We start from the raw sequence: 17,874 nt of genomic DNA, 5'->3' as shown, positions 1-17,874 counted from the left end.
AGAGTGGGGGAGGAGTGAGTAAAGGGTGGGGGTGCGAGGACCATGACTCGGCCCTCTCTACTCCCCACCCGTTTCTCCGTTACAGGCCCAGCAGCATCCGGTGCGGGTTCTCGAGCTGGTTCTTGATGTCGACCAGGAACTGCACCGCGTCCTTGCCGTCGATGATGCGGTGGTCGTAGCTGAGCGCGATGTACATCATCGGCGCGATCACCACCTGGCCGTTCTCGGCGATCGGCCGATCCTTGATGGCGTGCATGCCGAGGATGGCGCTCTGCGGCGGGTTCACGATCGGCGTGCTCATCAGCGAGCCGAAGGTGCCGCCATTGGTGATGGTGAAGGTGCCGCCCTGCAGGTCCTCGAGGCCCAGCTTGCCCTCGCGCGCCTTCTTGGCGTAGCCGGCGATGGCGGCCTCGATGTCGGCGAAGCCCATGCGCTCGACGTTGCGCAGCACCGGGGTTACCAGGCCCTTGTCGGTGGCCACGGCGATCGAGATGTCGGCATAGCCGTGATAGATGATGTCGTCGCCGTCGACCGAGGCATTGATGATCGGGAAGCGCTGCAGCGCGTTGGCGGCGGCCTTGGCGAAGAAGCTCATGAAGCCGAGCTTGATGCCGTGGGTCTTCTCGAACTGCTCGCCCATGGCCTTGCGCATGGCCATCACCTCGCGCAGGTTCACCTCGTTGAAGGAGGTGAGCATGGCGATGGAGTTCTTCGATTCCATCATCCGCTCGGCGATGCGCTTGCGCATGCGGGTCATCGGCACGCGCTCCTCGGGGCGCGCGCCGCCGCCCTTGGCGAAGTTCACCAGGTCTTCCTTAGTGACCATGCCGCGGCGGCCGGTACCGGCCACTTCGGCAGGATTGAGGTTGTTCTGCGCGGCGTAGAAGGCAGCCCCCGGCGGCAGGTCGGTCTCGGCCTTCGCGGCGGGCGCCGGGGCGGCGGCCTTCGCCGGCGCGGCGGCAGGGGGTTCCGCCTTGGCGGGGGCGGCCTCGGCCTTGGCCGGCGCCGCCTCGGGCTTGGCGGCCGGGGTGGCACCTTCCTCGACCAGGATCAGCAGCTGGTCGGAGGTGACGGTATCGCCCACCTTCACCTTCAGTTCCTTGACCACACCGTCGACGGTGGAAGGCACTTCCAGCACGACCTTGTCGGTCTCGAGGTCGACCAGGTTCTCGTCGCGGCGCACGGCCTCGCCCACCTTCTTGTGCAGGGCGGCGATCACGGCATCGGAGACGGATTCGGGCAGCGGCGGAACCTTGATTTCAGTGGCCATGGCGGGCGTTCTCGGTCGGGGTTCGGAAGGGATGATGTGAAGATCACTCGGCCACGGCGTGGACCTGCGGGCCGACGAGCGCGGCTTCGAGCAGGGCGGCCTGTTCGGCGTTGTGCTGGTTGAGGTGGCCGCAGGCCGGGGCGGCCGAGCGGGCGCGGCCGGCGTAGCTCAGGGTCTGGCCCTTGGCGAGGCAGGCCTCGATGTGGTGGCGGATCTGGTACCAGGCGCCCTGGTTCATCGGCTCTTCCTGACACCACACCACTTCCGCTGCCTTGCCGAAGCGCTTCAGCTCGGCGGCGAGCTCGGCACGCGGGAAGGGATAGAGCTGCTCGACGCGGACCAGGGCCACGTCCTCGATGCCGCGCTTCGTCGCCTCCTCGACGAGGTCGTAGTAGACCTTGCCGCCGCAGACCACCACGCGCCGGGTCTTCTTCGGGTCCCGGGCGGTGCTGTCGGGGATCAGGGTCTGGAAGCCGCCCTTGGCGAGGTCGTCGAGCGTGCTCACCGAGAGCTTGTGGCGCAGCATCGACTTTGGCGTCATCACCACCAGCGGCTTGCGGGTGCCGCGCAGCATCTGCCGGCGCAGCATGTGGAAGCTCTGGGCCGGGGTGGTGGGCGTGACCACCGAGATGTTCTGGTGGGCGCACAGCTGCAGGAAGCGCTCGAGGCGGGCCGAGCTGTGCTCGGGGCCCTGGCCTTCGTAGCCGTGCGGGAGGAACAGCACGAGGCCGCAGAGCCGGCCCCACTTCGCCTCGCCGGAGGTGATGAACTGGTCGATCACCACCTGTGCGCCATTGGCGAAATCGCCGAACTGGCCTTCCCAGATGTTGAGGGTGGTGGGCTCGGCGGTGCTGTAGCCGTACTCGAAGGCCATCACCGCTTCCTCGCTCAGCAGCGAGTCGACGACGAGCGCGTGCTCGGGGTTCGAGACCAGCTCACGCAGCGGCATGTAGGCCTCGCCCGTCACCTGGTCGTGCAGCACGGCATGGCGGTGGAAGAAGGTGCCGCGGCCGGCGTCCTGGCCCACGAGGCGCAGCTTGAAGCCCTCCTTCAGCAGGGTGGCGTAGGCGAGGTTTTCGGCGAAGCCCCAGTCCATCGGCAGCTCGCCCGCGGCCATCTTGCGGCGGTCCTCGTAGATCTTGGCCACGCGCGGGTGCAGGCTGAGCCCTTCGGGCAGGGTGTTGATCTGCTTTGCCAGCGATTCCAGGGTCTTGCGTGGCACTGCGGTCTTGACCACGTCGTCCAGCGAGCCCTTGAAGTAGGGCGACCAGTCGACGCTGACGCTGTCCTTGGCGGCGCTGGTGACATCGGCGGTGACCTCGCCCTTGTCGAGCCGGGCGCGGTAGGCATCGACCATTGCCTGTGCTTCCTCGGCGCTGAGCACACCGGCCTCGACGAGGCGGGCGGCATAAAGCTCGCGGGTGGTCTTGCGGGCGCGGATGTTCTTGTACATCAGCGGCTGCGTCGCCGCCGGCTCGTCGGCCTCGTTGTGGCCGTGGCGGCGGTAGCAGACGAGATCGATGACGACGTCACGCTTGAACTCCTGGCGGAAGTCGAAAGCGAGCTGGGCGCAGAAGGCCACGGCCTCCGGGTCATCGCCGTTCACGTGCAGCACCGGGGCGCCGACGATCTTCGCCGGGTCGGTGCAGTACAGGGTAGAGCGGGTGTCGTCCGGACGGCTGGTGGTGAAGCCGACCTGGTTGTTGACCACGATGTGTACCGTGCCGCCGACGGTGAAACCGCGCGCCTGCGACATCTGGAACAGTTCCATCACCACGCCCTGGCCGGCGAAGGCCGAGTCGCCGTGGATCAGTACCGGCACCACCTTGGCGCGCTCCCGGTCCTCGCGGCGCATCTGCCGGGCGCGCACCGAGCCGGCCACCACCGGGTCGACGATCTCGAGGTGCGAGGGGTTGAAGGCGAGCGCGATGTGCACCGGGCCGCCCTCGGTGGCGATGTCGGCGGAGAAGCCCATGTGGTACTTCACGTCGCCGGAATGCGCCGGGTCGTCCGGGTGGTCGAAGCGGCCTTCGAACTCGTCGAACAGCTTGGAGGGCGGCTTGCCGAGCGTGTTCACCAGCACGTTCAGGCGGCCGCGGTGGGCCATGCCGATCACCATGTCCTTGACGCCGGCGGCGCCGGCGCGGCGCACCAGTACGTCCATGGCCGGGATCAGGCTCTCGCCGCCCTCCAGCGAGAAGCGCTTCTGGCCCACGTAGCGGGTGTGCAGATAGCGCTCGAGTCCTTCGGCGGCGGTGGTGCGCTCGAGGATGCGGCGCTTCTGCTCGGCGCTGAAGCCGAAATTGCCGGCGGCCTTCTCCAGCCGCTCCTGCATCCAGTGGCGCTGCCGGGCGTCGCTGATGTGCATGAACTCGGCGCCGATCGGGCCGCAGTAGGTGGCGCGCAGCCTGGCGAGCAGGTCGCGCAGGCGGAACTTCGGCGCGCCGAAATAGGTATTCACCGGAAACTCGGTGTCGAGGTCAGCCTTCGACAGGCCGTGGAACTCGAGCTCGAGGTCGGGCGCCTCGGGCTTCTCGGCCATGCCGAGCGGGTCGAGGTTGGCGCCGAGATGGCCGCGCGAGCGGTAGGCGGTGACGAGCTTGCTCGCCGCCATCTGCTTTTTCGCAGTCTCCTCGTCGACGCCGCCGGCCAGCCCCCTGGCCGCCAGCATGCCGGCCACCTGCACGCGGGCGATGGCATCGGAGTGCGGCACGTCGCCGCTGCCACCGAAGCCGTCGAAATACGCCTTCCATTTCGGATCGACCGAAGCCGGGTCGCGCAGGTACTGCTCGTAGAGGTCTTCGACGAAGGCGGCATTGCCGCCGGAGAGTTGCGAGGACTGGGCGAAGGTCTTGAGCAGGCTGGCCACGACGATCCCTTGGCGTCCGCGCAGGCGGACGGATTTAAGTGCTTGATTGGAATGGAAATGCCCGGGGGCAACGGCGAAACGCGCGGCGATTATAGACGCTTGCCGGGGAAATGGGGCTTGACGCCGGCCTTCTGTATTGGGCTATTGATACACATGGACATGACGCAGTGGCAGATCGATCCGGCCTCGCCAACCCCGCTGTTCCGGCAGATCGCCGCCCAGGTGGCAAGGCTCGTCGCCTCCGGCCAGTTGCACGAGGGCGAGCGCCTGCCCTCGGTGCGCACCATGGCGGCACGGCTGGGGGTGAACCCGATGACGGTGAGCCGGGCCTATGCCGGCCTGGTCGAGGATGGCGTGCTGCTGCGCCGCCGCGGCGCCGGCATGGTGGTGGCCCCGCGCCCGGCCAGGGCCGGGCTCACTGCCGAGGCGCGGATGCGGCTCCTGGAGTCGCGGATGCGCGAGCTGATCCGCGAGGCGAACGATCTCGGACTGGCCGCCGGCCCGGTCTGCGAACGCCTGCACGCCCTGTTCCTGACGCCCCGCGCAGGAGGCGTTCCGGCGAAGGGCCTCAAAGCCCGAGGGCGCGCAGCTCGCTGAGTTCCCGGGCGCGCTCCCAGCGGCGGTCGAAGCTCTCCGCGAGCTGCCGCGCCCGCGCCGGGCCGTCGAGGCAGGCCACGCCCTCCGGCCGGGTGGCGAGGGCGCGGAACACGTAGGCCGTTTCATCGGCCAGGAGGAAGCTTTCGGCCGCCTGCCGGTCCTCGGGGTCGACCGGGGTGCGCAGGGCGAAGACCGAACTCAGGCGCTGGGCCAGCGGCAGCAGGGCATGTCCGCTCGCCGCCAGCCCTTCCGGCTCGACCACGAGCAGGCGTACCGAAGGCTGGCGGCCGCGGGTGGCGAAGTGCCGGAAGGCCTCGACGAGCGCGGCCTGGGCGTAGAGGCCGGCTTCGAGATCGCGGGTGAAGACGCGGATCTCGCGCCGGGCCCGGGCGATCACGGCAAGGCTGGCCTCGCGCAGTCCGGCCTCGCTGGCGAGTTCCTGCAGCGCGGCATCGCCGCCGGGGGCCGGCCGCGGCCGCCGGCCCGGATCGGGGGCGCCGAGCAGCCGGCGCATCTTGCGGTGCGGGATGCCGGCTTCCATGAACTCCTCGCCGAAGGCCTCGAAGCCATGGCGGGCGTAGAAGGGAATGGCGTGGGTCTGGGCATGCAGCGTGACCTCCGGCCAGCCCAGGCGCCGCGCCTCGTCCAGCAGGGCCTCCAGCAGGGCGCCGCCCACGCCCTTGCCGCGCCACTCGGGCAGCACCGCCATGCGGCCGATCTTGCGCTCCGGCGTCAGCCGGCCCGTGCCGATGGGACGGTTCGCGCTGTCGCGCGCGATGACGTGCCGGCACTTCGGGTCGAGTTCGTCCCACTCCTCCTCGATCGGCACCTGCTGCTCGACGACGAACACCGGCTCGCGCACGGCGCGCAGGTCGGCGAAGTCGGTGCGGTAGTCGGCGGGCTCGACGCGGAAATCGGGAGTCATCAGGGTCTCCGTGGCCATGCGCGAAGCCTAGCGTCCGAGGGGGACGACGGTCAGCCCTTGGGCCTTCTCGTGCGCGCTTTTCCTGCGGGTACCGCCCGGTAGTGGCCAAGGGCGGCGAGTGCGACCACCGCTTCGCGGGCCTGCTCGTCGAGGCGGGCCCAGGCCGCGGCATCGAGCGTGTCCCGACGGCAGAGATGGGCGGCATCCGCGGGACGCAGGCCGTCGATATCACTGCCGCTCACGAACCACAGGGCCTTCGTGCGCCCTTCGCGCAGCCAGGCCACGCGCGAGAAGGGATGGCGCTGCAGCAGGCCGCCGGCCGCCAGCGCGGCCTCGAAGCCGGCACGGGTCGGGGCGCGGCGCGGCGGGCGGATGTCGCCCGAGGCGCGGTAGCGGGTGATGAAGCGGCCGAACCAGCGGCGCAGCAGGGCCTCGTCGCCCGCCTCCGCCATGCCGCCCAGGGCCTGGCGCACCCGGGCGAGGGCACGGGCATCGATCTCGAAGGCATCCGCCGGCACGGTGAGGTCCGGATCGGCATAGCGCGCTTTCTCGTCAATGCGGCTGGCCAGTTCCAGCGCGAAGTCCTCGATCAGCTCGGCCCGGGCCGGAGCGCGCATGCCGAGCGAGAAAGTGAGGCAGGGATCGAGCGCCACGCCGTGGTGGCCGAGCCCGGGCGGCAGGTAGAGCATGTCGCCGGGGGCGAGCACCCACTCGTGGCTGGGGGTGAAGTGCTTCAGCAGCTTGATCGGCGCGTCGTCGCGGAAATCGACGGGCTGGTCCGGATTGGCATCGATCTGCCAGCGGCGATGGCCCATGCCCTGCAGCAGGAATACGTCGTACTGGTCGATGTGCGCGCCCACCGAGCCGCCCTCGACGGCGAAGCTGATCATCACGTCATCGATGCGCCAGCGCGGCAGGAAGGGGAAGGCCTCGACCAGTTGGCGGACATCGGCATCCCACTTGTCCACGTCCTGCACCAGCAGGGTCCAGTCGCGTGCCGGCACGCGATCGAAGCGGTCCTCCGGCAGTGGGCCGGTCTCCACCGTCCAGCGGTCCTTCCTGCGGTCCCAGAGGATCAGCCGCGAGAGCGCGGCAGGCTGCAGCGAGAGCGCGCCGAGGTCGTCTGGGCTGATCGGGCTTGCGAAGCCGGGGAAGGCGTTGCGGATCAGCAGGGGGCGCTTCTGCCAGTAATCGCGCAGGAAGGTTTCGGCCGGCATGCCGAGCGGGCCTTTGCCGCGGGCATCGATCTCGATCGGCAGGCGGGGGGCGGCAGGGCGGCGGGGCGGACGCGGCATGGCAGGACGATCGCGGCGCGGCAGGCGTCAGACCGACTTCGCCAGGGCTTCGGCGCGGCCGGTGTAGCTGGCTGGCGTCAGCGCGAGCAGGGCGCGTTTCGGCTCGTCGGGCAGATCGAGGCCGGCAATGAAGGCACGGATCGATTCCCGGGTGATGGCCTGGCCGCGGGTGAGCGCCTTGAGCTGCTCGTAGGGGTTCGGCAGGCCATGGCGGCGCATCACCGTCTGCACCGCCTCGGCCAGCACTTCCCAGCTGGCATCGAGGTCTTCGGCCAGCCGCGCCGGGTTCACCTTCAGCTTGCCAATGCCCCGGCCCAGGGCCTCGTAGGCAACCAGCGTATGGCCCCAGGCGGTGCCCAGGGCGCGCAGCACGGTGGAATCGGTGAGGTCGCGCTGCCAGCGGCTGATCGGCAGCTTGGCGCTGAAATGCTCGAACAGGGCATTGGCGATGCCGAGGTTGCCTTCGGCGTTCTCGAAATCGATCGGGTTGACCTTGTGCGGCATGGTCGAGCTGCCGACCTCGCCTTCCTTCAGGGCCTGCGAGAAATAGCCGAGCGAGATGTAGCCCCAGGTATCGCGGGCGAAGTCGATCAGGATGGTGTTGATGCGGCGCTGCACGTCGCCGAGCTCGGCGATGAAGTCGTGCGGTTCGATCTGCGTCGTCCAGGCATTGAACCGCAGGCCCAGCGACTCGACGAAGCCCTGTGCGAGGCGCGGCCAGTCCACGTCCGGATAGGCGGCGAAATGGGCGTTGTAGTTGCCCACCGCGCCATTGATCTTGCCCAGGATCTCCACCTGGACGAGCTGCTGGCGCTGGCGTTTCAGCCGCGCCACCACGTTGGCCAGCTCCTTGCCCAGGGTGGTGGGGCTGGCGGTCTGGCCGTGGGTGCGCGAGAGCATCGGCTCGTCGGCATATTCGTAAGCGAGCTTCTTCAGGGTTTCGATGAGGACATCGAGCTGCGGCAGCATCACCTCGTCGCGGGCCTGCTTCAGCATCAAGGCATAGCTGAGATTGTTGATGTCCTCGGAGGTGCAGGCGAAGTGCACGAACTCCAGGGCGGCCTTGAGCTCGGCGTTCTCCGAAAGCCGCTCCTTCAGGAAATACTCGACGGCCTTGACGTCATGGTTGGTGGTGCCCTCGATCGCCTTGACCCGCGCGGCGTCTTCCACCGAGAAGCCATCGGCGAGGCGTTGCAGCAGCGAGGCGGCGGTCTCCGAGAAGGGCGGCAGCTCGCGCACGCCCGGCTCGGCCGAGAGGGCGAGCAGCCAGGCGATCTCCACGCAGACGCGGGCGCGGATCAGGCCGTACTCGGAGAAGATCGGCCTCAGGGCATCGACCTTGCCGGCATAGCGGCCATCGAGCGGCGAGAGGGCGGTGAGGGCGTGGGACATGGCGGGGCCGGAAGACGGGCGGCAGGGCCGCGGAAGCCCGCCATTCTACCTGCCGGGTAGGATGGACGCCCCGTCTAGGAGGCCTTCCGATGTCCGCCACCCGCATCGAACGCGACAGCATGGGCGAGCTTGCCGTGCCCGCCGAGGCCCTGTGGGGCGCCCAGACCCAGCGTGCCATCGAGAACTTCCCGATCTCCGGCTGGCGGATGCCGCGCGGCTTCCTGCGCGCCCTCGGCCTCATCAAGGCCGCCGCCGCCGAAGCCAATGCCGGGCTTGGCCTGCTCGACCCCGGGCGTGGGGCGGCGATCCGTGAGGCCGCCCTGAAGGTGGCCGCCGGCGAGTTCGATGCCGAGTTCCCGGTGGACGTGTTCCAGACCGGCTCGGGTACTTCCAGCAATATGAATGCCAACGAGGTGATCGCCCGCGTGGCACACTCGCTGGGCGGCATGGCCGTGCACCCGAACGACCACGTCAACCTCGGGCAGAGCTCGAACGACGTGGTGCCCACGGCCATCCAGGTGGGTGCCTGCCTGGGTCTGCGCGAACGTCTGCTGCCGGCGCTGGCGCACCTGCGCGAGACCATCGCCCGCCGCGCGCATGAACATCGCGGCACGGTGAAGACCGGGCGCACCCACCTGATGGATGCCATGCCGCTCACGCTGGGGCAGGAGCTGTCCGCCTGGGCAAGCCAGGTGGAGCAGGTCGAGGAGCGTCTGGGAGATGCCGGACGCCGCCTGCGCGCGCTGCCGCTCGGCGGCACGGCAGTGGGCACCGGCATCAATGCGCATCCCCAGTTCGCCGAGCGCGCCTGTGCCGGGCTTGCGCGTCTTTCCGGGCTGCCCTTCACGCCGGCGGCCAATCCCTTCGCCGGCATCGCCGCACAGGATGGTGCGGTGGAACTCTCCGGCCAGTTGAACGGCCTTGCCGTGGTGCTGATGAAACTCAGCAACGATCTGCGCTGGATGAATTCCGGGCCGCTGGCGGGCCTGGGCGAGATCGAACTGCCGGCCCTGCAGCCGGGCAGCTCGATCATGCCGGGCAAGGTGAACCCGGTGATTCCGGAGGCCGTGGCGATGGTGGCCGCACAAATGATGGGCATGCACGCGACCATTTCGGTAGCGGGGCAGAGCGGTAATTTCCAGCTCAATGTGATGCTGCCGCTGATCGCCCACACCCTGCTCTGGGCCATCGAGCTCGGCGCCAGTGCCGCGCGCCTGCTCGCCGACCGCGCGATCGCCGGTTTTGCCGTGCGCGAGGATCGGCTGCGGGCGGCGCTCGCCCGCAACCCCATTCTGGTGACCGCCCTGAACCCGCTGATCGGCTACGAGAAGGCCGCCGCGATCGCCAAGAAGGCCTATGCGAGCGGGCGGCCGATCCTCGAGGTGGCGGTGGAAGAAACCGGGCTCGACCGCGAGCGGCTCGAAAAGGCGCTCGACCCGCTGGCCCTGACCCGGGGGGGCATCGTCGAGGGCCTGCCGGGCGGCGGCTGAGCCCTTACTCCGTGGTGCTCGGCGCCCAGAAGGCCTGCCGTACCCCGGGCCGGGCGGCGATGCGCCGGACCACGGCGTCGAGTTCGTCGCCATCCACGGAAGTAGCGGCCAGGGTGGCCTCGATCTCGATCTCGGCCTCGCCGAAGGCGCGCACGTCGAGATCCCGGATGGGATAGCTGGAGCGCTCGAGTTCGGCCTCCACGGCGGTGCGCTGGCGGTACTGCCGCTCGAGGCCGATGGCCGTGCCGAGCACGAAGGCCATCACCAGGCTGGTGAGGGTATTGGCCGAGGCAGCGAGGCTGAAATGCTCGACGAGGTGCATGGAGAAGCCCGGGCAGGTGGGAGAGGGGCCCCGGAGGATACCGGGGCCCGGTGGCAGGCGTTCGCGTCAGTTCGTCAGCAGGTCGCCGAGGAACAGATAGGCGAAGCCGAAGTAGATGAACACGCCGAGCAGGTCCATGATCGAGGTGATCAGGGGCGAGGACAGGGTGGCAGGATCGGTGCCGATCCGCCGGGCGGCGAAGGGCAGCAGGGCGCCGATCACCCCGCCCAGGGCGGTGCAGGCCAGCATGGAGAGGCCCACCACCATCAGCACGTCCCAGCCGATGCCCTTGGAGAACCAGGCCAGCACCATCTCCAGCACGGCGATGCTGAGGCCGAGGGCGCCGGCGACGGGCAGTTCGCGCTTGATGATGAACCAGACGTCGGACCAGCGCAGCCTGAGCTCGCCCAGCGCCATGGCGCGGATCACCAGGGTGGCCGACTGGCTGCCGGTATTGCCGCCCATGTCGACGATCGGGGCGATGAAGGCCGCGAGCACGATGACCTCGGAGAGGATCTCCTCCTGGCTGGCGACGAAGGTGCTGGTGAGTACGCCGAAGAAGGTCAGGATGGCGAGCCAGAACACCCGCACCCCGAACATCTTGCGGAAGGGCGAGCTGATCACGTCGAGGTCCGGGCCGCCGAGCGCGCTGGTGCCACCGAAGCGGGCCAGCTGGGTGGCGTCTTCCTGCTTCTCGATGTCCATGGCGTCATCGACGGTGACGATGCCGATCATCCGCTCGCCGCCGTTCACTACCGGCAGGGCCAGCAGGTCGTAGCGGCGGATCAGCTCGGCAGCCTGGGCACGCGGCCACTGGGCGCGCGCGAACACCGGATCGCCCTGCATGATCTCGCGGATGCGCGTGCCTTCCTGCGCCACCACGAGGTCGCGCAGGGAGACCGTGCCCACCAGCCGGGCATTCCCGTCGAGCACATAGATGACGTAGACGCTCTCGCCGTCCGGCGCCGTGGTGCGGATGTGGGTCAAGGCCTCGGCGACCGTCATCTCGGGGCCGACATAGACGTAGTCCGAGCTGGTCACCGAGCCGACCGAGCCCTCCGGGTAGGCGGCGAGCTTGAGGATGTCCTCGCGCTCGACCTTGGCCATGGCCGGCAGCAGGCTGCGCTTCACTTCCTCGCCGAGGCGGTTGAACACGTCGGCGCGGTCGTCGGAGGGCATGGCCTCGAACAGGCGCACCACCGCCTCGCGCGGCAGGGCGCGCAGCAGGATGTCCTGGCGGGTGGGGCTGAAGTAGGCGAACAGGTCGGCCCGTGCCTGGGGATCGAGCAGCATCAGCAGGGAGACCACTTCCGCCGCGGTCAGGGCGTCGAGCGCCTCGGCAAGATCGGCGGGCTGGGTCTGGCGGAACAGCAGCTTCAGGGCCTCGGCGTCCTGCGAGAGGGCGAGGTGGCGGACGGCGAAGAGCAGGTTCTCGCGGTTCATCGGGGTTTCCTCGTCGATTGGGGGCGCATCAGCGCAGGAAGGGAAGGCCGGCGATCACGAAGCCGACGGAGAACTGGCGGGTGTCGTTCCAGCGCCCGAAGCGGCTTCCGCCACTGGCATCGAGCTGCACGCGCCCGGAGGCGAGTTCACGGCGCAGGCCGAGCTGCCAGCCGGCGCGCTCGCCTTCGCTGGCGAAGGCCTCGGCCGACAGCCAGGTCGTGTCGCCAATGGACTGGTCGAGGGCCACGGCGCCGCGCACTCCGGTCTGGAAGGCCTCGTCCTCGCGCTCGCGGAAAAGGCCGAGGTTCAGATGGAGGAAGCGGCGCCCCTCGGCGAGGGGCAGCGAGGCGATGCCGGTGGCGAACCATTCCCGGGCCGGGAGTCCGCGTGCCTGTCCTCCGCCGAGGGCGAAGGCGAAATGGGGAAGGCCCTCATCCCCTTCGATGAGCAGGGTCTTGAGCTGCCAGGCAAGCTCGGTGCGCCGTGGGGCGTCCTGGGCAAAGCCGCGCCCGATGCCGATGGCGAGTTCCGTGGTTCTGGGCAGGGCGCAGCCGGGCGAGAGCCAGCGGGTGGAATCCCCGCGCCGGCCCTCGATCCAGGCTTCGATCTGGCAGGTGCCGGCCTCGACGACGGCGGCATCGTCGGTGATGAGTGGGCGGGCGGCATGCGCCGTGGCCGAGAACAGGACAAGGCCGGCCAGCAGGCTGCGGACGAGGGGCGGGGCCGGGCGGAGGCCGGAGATGAGCGTTTTCATGGGCGTGCTCCAGTGCGGCCGCGCAAGGCCACCGGCACGCCCCGGCGCTCAGGTCGGGGGCGGGCCGCGGTGGGGGCGGGCCGGGAAAGCGGAATGGGCGCGGCCGTGACGCCGCGTGGGGGGCATGTGCAATCGCAATCGACCTGGATCCGGGTCCATGGGACACCTCCTCGCGTTCGCGGAGAGCCTGCGTGCGGCCGGGATTCGGAGCACGACGGGCACGCAGGTGCACGCGCCCCGGAGCCTGTGGGCAAAGCCTCAGGCAAACGAAGACGCGGCCCATGCGGGCCGAAGCAGGGAAGGGACTGGGATCACCCCGTGGGGTGCCAAGGCCGCTTCACGCTCGAGGCGCGATAGCGGCGGAGCGCGCGCGCTATCGAGCCAGGATGCCGACGGTCAGCGCCGCCGGACTGCAACTGTCGCTCGAATCCTGACCCACGCGCAGGGCCTCCAGAAATAAAGACCCGGAATTATAGTCCGCCCCGCTGCATCGGGGGCAAGTCCGGCGATGCGCTCCGGGGCCTGTGTTCAGCCGGCATCGCGCAGCTCGAGCGCCCCTGCCGGCGAGGCGCCCCCGAGGGCCGCGGCGATGAGGTCCTGCTGCGCGGCGCTGGGGGCAAGGCCCTGCGCCGTCAGCCAGGCATCGTCGTAGTAGGTGTCGAGATAGCGTTCACCGCCATCGCAGATCAGGGTGACGACGGCGCCGGTCTCGCCCTTTGCCTTCATCTCGCTCATCACCTGCAGGGCGCCGACGAAATTGGTCCCCGTGGAGCCGCCGACCTTGCGCCCCAGCAAGCCCTCCAGCGCGCGCATGGCGGCGAGGCTCAGGGCATCGGGCACTTTGATCATGCGGTCGATGGTGTCGGGCAGGAAGCTGGGCTCGACGATGGGCCGGCCGATGCCCTCGATACGCGAACCGCGGTCGAGGCGGTGGCAGCGCTTGTGGTCCTTGAAGGCATCGAAGAACACCGAGTGCTCGGGATCGACCACGGCGAGCCGGGTGCAGGCGTTGCGGGCGGGCTGGTAGCGGATGTAGCGCCCGATGGTGGCGGCCGTACCGCCGGTGCCGGCCGAGACCACGATCCAGCGCGGGCAGGGATGGGGCTCGAGCCGCAGCTGCTGGAAGATCGATTCGGCGATGTTGTTGTTGCCGCGCCAGTCGGTGGCCCGTTCGGCGTAGGTGAACTGGTCCATGAAGTGGCCGCCGAGCTCGGCGGCCAGCGCGCGCGAGGCGGCGCTCACGTCGGCGCCTTCGATCATGTGGCAGCGCCCGCCGTAGAACTCGATGCGCGCCACCTTCTCGCGCGAGGTGGTGTCCGGCATCACGGCGATGAAGGGCAGGCCGATCAGGCGGGCGAAATAGGCTTCGGAGACGGCCGTGCTGCCGCTGCTGGCCTCGATCACGGTCTGGCCCTCGCGCAGCCAGCCGTTGCACAAGGCGTACAGGAACAGCGAGCGTGCGAGGCGGTGCTTGAGGCTGCCGGTGGGGTGCGAGCTCTCGTCCTTGAAGTACAGCGGGATGCCCGGATAGGCCGGCAGGTCGAGGCGGATCAGGTGGGTGTCGGCCGAGCGCTGGAAGTCGGCTTCGAGGGCCGCGATCGCGGCATTGACCCAGTGGCGTGACATGGCGGCGGGGCGGGCCCATCGGGAGACAGGCCCGCATTCTCGCCGATGTGGCGCCCGGTGGAACCCGGGCGCCGGGGCTCAGATCACCGTCCCGGGGGCCGGCTTGCAGTCGGTGTCGACCTGGATTTTCTTGGCATAAGGGCGGAATTCCGGCACGAGTTCGGCAAACCGTGCCTGCGCCGGCTCCAGGCCTTCGAGGTCCTTGCACAGGGCCAGGGCGGCCTCCTCGATCTTCTTCGCTTCGGCCTCGATGCGGGCCGCGGCCTCCTCGGCTTTGCCGGTGAACAGGCCGCCGAGCACCTGCGTCACCGCCTGCCCGGCGATGGCGGCACCCTGCTGCCCGAGGACCATGCCCGCCTCGGCCACCTTCAGCAGCTCGGCGCGGTAGGCCAGGGCGGCCTCGCGCTGTGCCTCGTCCATGGGCACCGCGGTGCCGCCGATCAGCAGATCGCCCTGCGGGGTGAGTTTGGCCTTGGGCAGCCCTTCGCCATCGAGCCCGAGGTTTTCCTCGTGCAGCTTTCGACGGGCTTCGGCGATAGCCCGGGCGACCGTGCCGCCCTCGGCGGTGGCCGTCTCCACGGTTTGCCGAGCCTCGGAAAGACTGCGCTCGATCTCGGCACGGTCCTGGCCGGTGCAGGCGCTGGTGGCGGCGAGGGTGACGAGAAGCCATGCCGTGGCGAACGGATGGCGAGGCACGACAGCAAGGGAATGCATGGTGGGCTCCGGGGCGGAAGGAAATGCGGTCGGTGCGGCTCAGCTGGCGTCCTCGCGCCAGCGGCGCAGGCGGATGGCAAGGGCGACGAAGACCACCCCCACGGCCAGGCCGATCCACAGCGCCGGCGAGGCCAGGCTGGCATAGCTCTGGGCCACGAGTTCCAGCACGCTGGACTCGCCCGGTGTAAAGCCATCCAGCCCCCCCTCACGGGTGTCGAAGGCGAACCACAGTCCGGGGATGAAGCTGCCAAAGAAACGGCCGACCACATGCTTCCAGAAGCCACCGGCACCCAGCGCGACATCGAACATGGCCTCCTGCCAGGAAAGCAGCATGCCGGCGCCGAGCGGGAGTCCCACGGCCCAGAGGAAGGGCGCACGCCGTGCCCAGGCGGAGACCGCCATGCACCAGGCGATGCTGGGAAGCACCCAGAGGGCATACACCGGCACCAGGGCCACGATGGCGAGGGGGGTGAGATAGAGGTCGGGCGTGGCGAGGACCCGGCCGAGAATGCCGGTCCCGAGCATGTTCGCCGCGAGGGCGATGGCGAGCACCAGCACCACACCGAGCAGGCCGCCGATGAGCGCCGTGATGAGCGGCGCGACCACCAGCATCGAAGCCAGCTTCGAGAGTACCGTGGCAGTGTCGGAGACCGGCATCGACTTCCAGAACAGCACGCTGCGGTCCTTGCGCTCGTCGTAGAGCGAGCCTAAGGCATAGAAGAACAGCACCAGAGCCAGCACCCCGGCCAGCGGTGCCATCGAGGGAAGGGCAGCGAACACCATGCCGCCGGCGATCTTCGCCTGCGCCGTCGCGTCGATGAGCTGGCCGTCGACGACGATGCGCTCGCCATTCATTGTGAAGGCACCGCCTTTGAACGCCAGGCCGAGCAGCAGGCTGCCGAGGGCGAACAGCAGCAGCAGGCCGCCGACCACGGCCGGCGCCCAGAGCATGCCGCCCTTGTGTTCCCAGAACTCACGCTTCAGCAGGGTGGGGAAGGTGTTCATGCATAGGTTCCTTTCATCGTGGCGACGAACAGGTCGGCGATGCCGGGAGTGCGCAGCTCGCCCAGGGCGGCGAGGCGTTCGCGCGGCTGGCCGTCGAACAGGAAGACGCTCTTGCCGAATACGCTGCGCTCGTCGATGGGCCCGAGTGCCCGGGCCTCTTCGGCGCGGTCGCTGGCGACCATCACCTCGAAGAAGCGCTGCTCGATCTCGTCCATGCTGGCGCGCAGCACCAGTTTTCCGTCACGGATGAACAGGAGATCGGTGAGGATGTGCTCGATCTCCTCTACCTGGTGGGTGGTGACGATGATCGTCTTCTCCTCGTCGAAATAGCGCTCCAGCAGATCCTTGTAGAACTGCTTGCGGTAGAGGATGTCGAGGCCAAGGGTGGGCTCGTCCAGTACCAGCAGTTTGGCGTCGATGGCCATGACGAGGGCGAGGTGCAGTTGCACGATCATGCCCTTCGACATCTGCTTGACCTTCATCTTCCGGTCGAGCTTGGTGTGCGAGAGGAAGTCCTCGCACTTGCGGCGGTCGAAGCGCGGGTGCACGCCGGCCACGTAGTCGATGGCCTGGCCGACGCTGATCCAGCGCGGCAGCACGGCCACGTCGGCGATGAAGCAGACTTCGCGCATCAAGGCGTCGCGTTGGGTGCGTGGGTCGTGGCCCAGCACGTGCAGCTCGCCCTCGAAGCCGGTCAGGCCGAGCAGGGCCTTCAGCGTGGTGGTCTTGCCCGAGCCGTTCGGGCCGATCAGGCCGACGATGCGCCCAGGCGCGATATCGAAGTCGATGCCGGCGACGGCCGTGGTCTTGCCGTAGCGTTTCTCGAGGCCGCGGGCGGAAATGGTGGGGGTGCTCATGCCGATGCTCCGTTCTTCGGCCGGGTGGCCAGTAGTTCCTGCGGCGTGAGGCCGAGGCGCTCGATGCGCGCCAGGACCTGCGGCCATTCCTCCTTCAGGAAGCGTTCGCGCTCCGAGGCGAGCAGGCGCTGCCGCGCGCCCTCGACGACGTACATGCCAAGTCCACGCCGTTTTTCCACCAGGGCCTCGTCGGCCAGTTCCTGGTAGGCGCGCGAGACGGTGATCGGGTTGAGCTGGAATTCGGCGGCCACCTGCCGTACCGAGGGCAGGGCATCGCCTTCCTTCAGCTCGCCATCGAGCACCATGGCCACCACACGCTCCTTCAGTTGCCGGTAGATCGGCGTGCTGTCGCTCCAGGCGATGCTCATGACCGGGCCTCGCGGCTGCGCTTGCCGAAGGAGAAGTAGGGCATGGCAAGACCGATCTGGGCCCGGGAGCGTTCCAGTCCCGGGTCGGTTCCTTCGGCGGGTGCCGGGCCGGGGGCGGCGGGGGGGGCGCTGCCGAGCGCGAGGGCCAGGGCCAGGCTGGCCAGCCCGAGGGCCAGCAGGCCGGCGCGGGGGCGGAGTCGGAAGGACATGGCGGGCCTCGGTGAGGTAACGGACTGGTGTTGTAGTCAACTATAACACCAATCTTCCCGGGGTCAACACCTCCTGCACGCCCGCACGACCAGACTGACGGCAGGTGCCGGCCTGCCGCCGGCGTTCGGGAGAGACGAGGGATGAAGGCGTGGATCGCGGCCCTGTTCGTGGGCCTGGGCGTGGGGCTGGCGGCCCGGCCGGTGGCCGCCGCGGGCGTGCTGCAGCATGAATACCGCCGGCTGGCGAGCCAGGAGCGGGTGAACCTGGCCGAGGCCTATGGCGGAAAGGTGCTGCTGGTGGTGAATACCGCCAGCAAATGCGGGTTCACCCCGCAGTACGAGGGGCTCGAGGCCCTGAATGCCACCTACGGGCCACAGGGCTTTGCCGTGCTCGGCTTTCCTTCCAACGATTTCATGGGCCAGGAGCCGGGCAGCGAGGAGCAGATCCAGGAGTTCTGCACCCTTACCTATGGGGTGAAGTTCCCGATGTTCGAGAAGGTGGTGGTGCGCGGCCGCGATGCCACGCCGCTCTACCGTGAGCTTGCCGCCGCCACCGGCGAGCAGCCGGGCTGGAATTTCCACAAGTACCTGATCGGCCGGGATGGCCGGGTGCTGGGCAGCTTCGGCAGCCGGGTGAAGCCGGAGGCCCCGGAACTGCGGGCGGCGATCGAGAAGGCGCTGGCGGCGCCAGTGCCGGCCGCTGCTCCCGCCACCTCGCGCTGAGCGCTTTACCGGCAG

General features: G+C 69.3%; 17 protein-coding genes. 3 read left to right on the top strand and 14 right to left on the bottom strand.

Annotation, left to right across the window (positions count from 1 at the left end; translation table 11 throughout):
* Positions 1-79 precede the first annotated feature (79 nt).
* Together sucB and G408_RS0101440 are read right to left on the bottom strand one after the other, a co-directional pair.
* Positions 80-1,270, bottom strand: a complete 1,191-nt coding sequence (gene sucB, locus G408_RS0101445; protein WP_028769645.1) for a dihydrolipoyllysine-residue succinyltransferase — start codon at positions 1,268-1,270, stop codon at positions 80-82.
* Between the two features lie 43 nt (positions 1,271-1,313).
* Entirely contained in the window at positions 1,314-4,139 is a 2,826-nt protein-coding gene (locus G408_RS0101440; protein WP_028769644.1) for a 2-oxoglutarate dehydrogenase E1 component, read from the bottom strand.
* A 153-nt stretch (positions 4,140-4,292) separates the two neighbouring features.
* Here G408_RS0101440 and G408_RS12540 point away from each other — a divergent pair, with 153 nt between their 5' ends.
* Positions 4,293-4,736, top strand: coding sequence for a GntR family transcriptional regulator (locus tag G408_RS12540; protein WP_051282483.1), 444 nt, complete (start codon positions 4,293-4,295; stop codon positions 4,734-4,736).
* Here the strand turns inward: G408_RS12540 and G408_RS0101430 are convergent.
* The 3 genes from G408_RS0101430 to purB are packed head-to-tail and all read right to left on the bottom strand — an operon-like array spanning position 4,708 to position 8,348.
* Positions 4,708-5,679, bottom strand: coding sequence for a GNAT family N-acetyltransferase (locus tag G408_RS0101430; protein WP_051282482.1), 972 nt, complete (start codon positions 5,677-5,679; stop codon positions 4,708-4,710). The two genes, G408_RS12540 and G408_RS0101430, sit on opposite strands and share 29 nt — an antisense overlap.
* A 32-nt stretch (positions 5,680-5,711) precedes the next feature.
* Positions 5,712-6,956, bottom strand: coding sequence for a cupin domain-containing protein (locus G408_RS0101425; RefSeq protein ID WP_037411719.1), 1,245 nt, complete (start codon positions 6,954-6,956; stop codon positions 5,712-5,714).
* Positions 6,957-6,983: 27 nt separating this feature from the next.
* Positions 6,984-8,348: an adenylosuccinate lyase gene (purB, locus tag G408_RS0101420; RefSeq protein WP_028769641.1), complete on the bottom strand. Its 1,365-nt coding sequence runs from the start codon at positions 8,346-8,348 to the stop codon at positions 6,984-6,986.
* Between the two features lie 89 nt (positions 8,349-8,437).
* Here purB and G408_RS0101415 point away from each other — a divergent pair, with 89 nt between their 5' ends.
* Complete coding sequence (locus tag G408_RS0101415) at positions 8,438-9,838, top strand: class II fumarate hydratase (protein ID WP_028769640.1); 1,401 nt, start codon at positions 8,438-8,440, stop codon at positions 9,836-9,838.
* A gap of 4 nt (positions 9,839-9,842) precedes the next feature.
* Here the strand turns inward: G408_RS0101415 and G408_RS12535 are convergent, their stop codons facing one another.
* From G408_RS12535 to G408_RS0101370, 9 genes are all read right to left on the bottom strand, one after another.
* Positions 9,843-10,160, bottom strand: a complete 318-nt coding sequence (locus G408_RS12535; RefSeq protein WP_028769639.1) for an MgtC/SapB family protein — start codon at positions 10,158-10,160, stop codon at positions 9,843-9,845.
* 66 nt (positions 10,161-10,226) lie between these two features.
* A complete protein-coding gene (mgtE, locus tag G408_RS0101405) occupies positions 10,227-11,603 on the bottom strand; it encodes a magnesium transporter (RefSeq protein WP_028769638.1) in 1,377 nt (458 codons plus the stop codon).
* A gap of 28 nt (positions 11,604-11,631) precedes the next feature.
* Complete coding sequence (locus G408_RS0101400) at positions 11,632-12,357, bottom strand: hypothetical protein (RefSeq protein WP_028769637.1); 726 nt, start codon at positions 12,355-12,357, stop codon at positions 11,632-11,634.
* Between the two features lie 528 nt (positions 12,358-12,885).
* Positions 12,886-13,983 carry a PLP-dependent cysteine synthase family protein gene (locus G408_RS12530; protein ID WP_084628004.1) on the bottom strand — a complete coding sequence of 366 codons (1,098 nt, stop codon included), beginning with the start codon at positions 13,981-13,983 and terminating at the stop codon, positions 12,886-12,888.
* Between the two features lie 78 nt (positions 13,984-14,061).
* Positions 14,062-14,697 (bottom strand): YggN family protein, encoded by a 636-nt coding sequence (locus G408_RS14645; RefSeq protein ID WP_051282481.1) that lies wholly within the window; start codon positions 14,695-14,697, stop codon positions 14,062-14,064.
* A gap of 39 nt (positions 14,698-14,736) precedes the next feature.
* Entirely contained in the window at positions 14,737-15,702 is a 966-nt protein-coding gene (locus G408_RS0101385; RefSeq protein WP_028769636.1) for a hypothetical protein, read from the bottom strand.
* Positions 15,699-16,559 (bottom strand): ABC transporter ATP-binding protein, encoded by an 861-nt coding sequence (locus G408_RS0101380; protein ID WP_037411716.1) that lies wholly within the window; start codon positions 16,557-16,559, stop codon positions 15,699-15,701. The genes G408_RS0101385 and G408_RS0101380 overlap by 4 nt, the downstream gene beginning before the upstream one ends.
* Complete coding sequence (locus G408_RS0101375; RefSeq protein WP_028769634.1) at positions 16,556-16,927, bottom strand: GntR family transcriptional regulator; 372 nt, start codon at positions 16,925-16,927, stop codon at positions 16,556-16,558. The genes G408_RS0101380 and G408_RS0101375 overlap by 4 nt, the downstream gene beginning before the upstream one ends.
* Positions 16,924-17,136 carry a hypothetical protein gene (locus G408_RS0101370; protein ID WP_028769633.1) on the bottom strand — a complete coding sequence of 71 codons (213 nt, stop codon included), beginning with the start codon at positions 17,134-17,136 and terminating at the stop codon, positions 16,924-16,926. Before G408_RS0101370 ends, G408_RS0101375 begins: the two co-directional genes overlap by 4 nt.
* A gap of 141 nt (positions 17,137-17,277) precedes the next feature.
* On the opposite strand from G408_RS0101370, the gene G408_RS0101365 reads away from it, so the two are divergent.
* Entirely contained in the window at positions 17,278-17,859 is a 582-nt protein-coding gene (locus G408_RS0101365) for a glutathione peroxidase (RefSeq protein ID WP_084628003.1), read from the top strand.
* The last annotated feature ends 15 nt before the right edge of the window (positions 17,860-17,874 follow it).

The sequence above is a fragment of the Silanimonas lenta DSM 16282 genome (assembly GCF_000429065.1).
GTDB lineage: Bacteria > Pseudomonadota > Gammaproteobacteria > Xanthomonadales > Xanthomonadaceae > Silanimonas > Silanimonas lenta.
The sequence above is the reverse complement of the archived record's forward strand: the minus strand, read 5'-3'. Positions and strand labels throughout refer to the sequence as shown.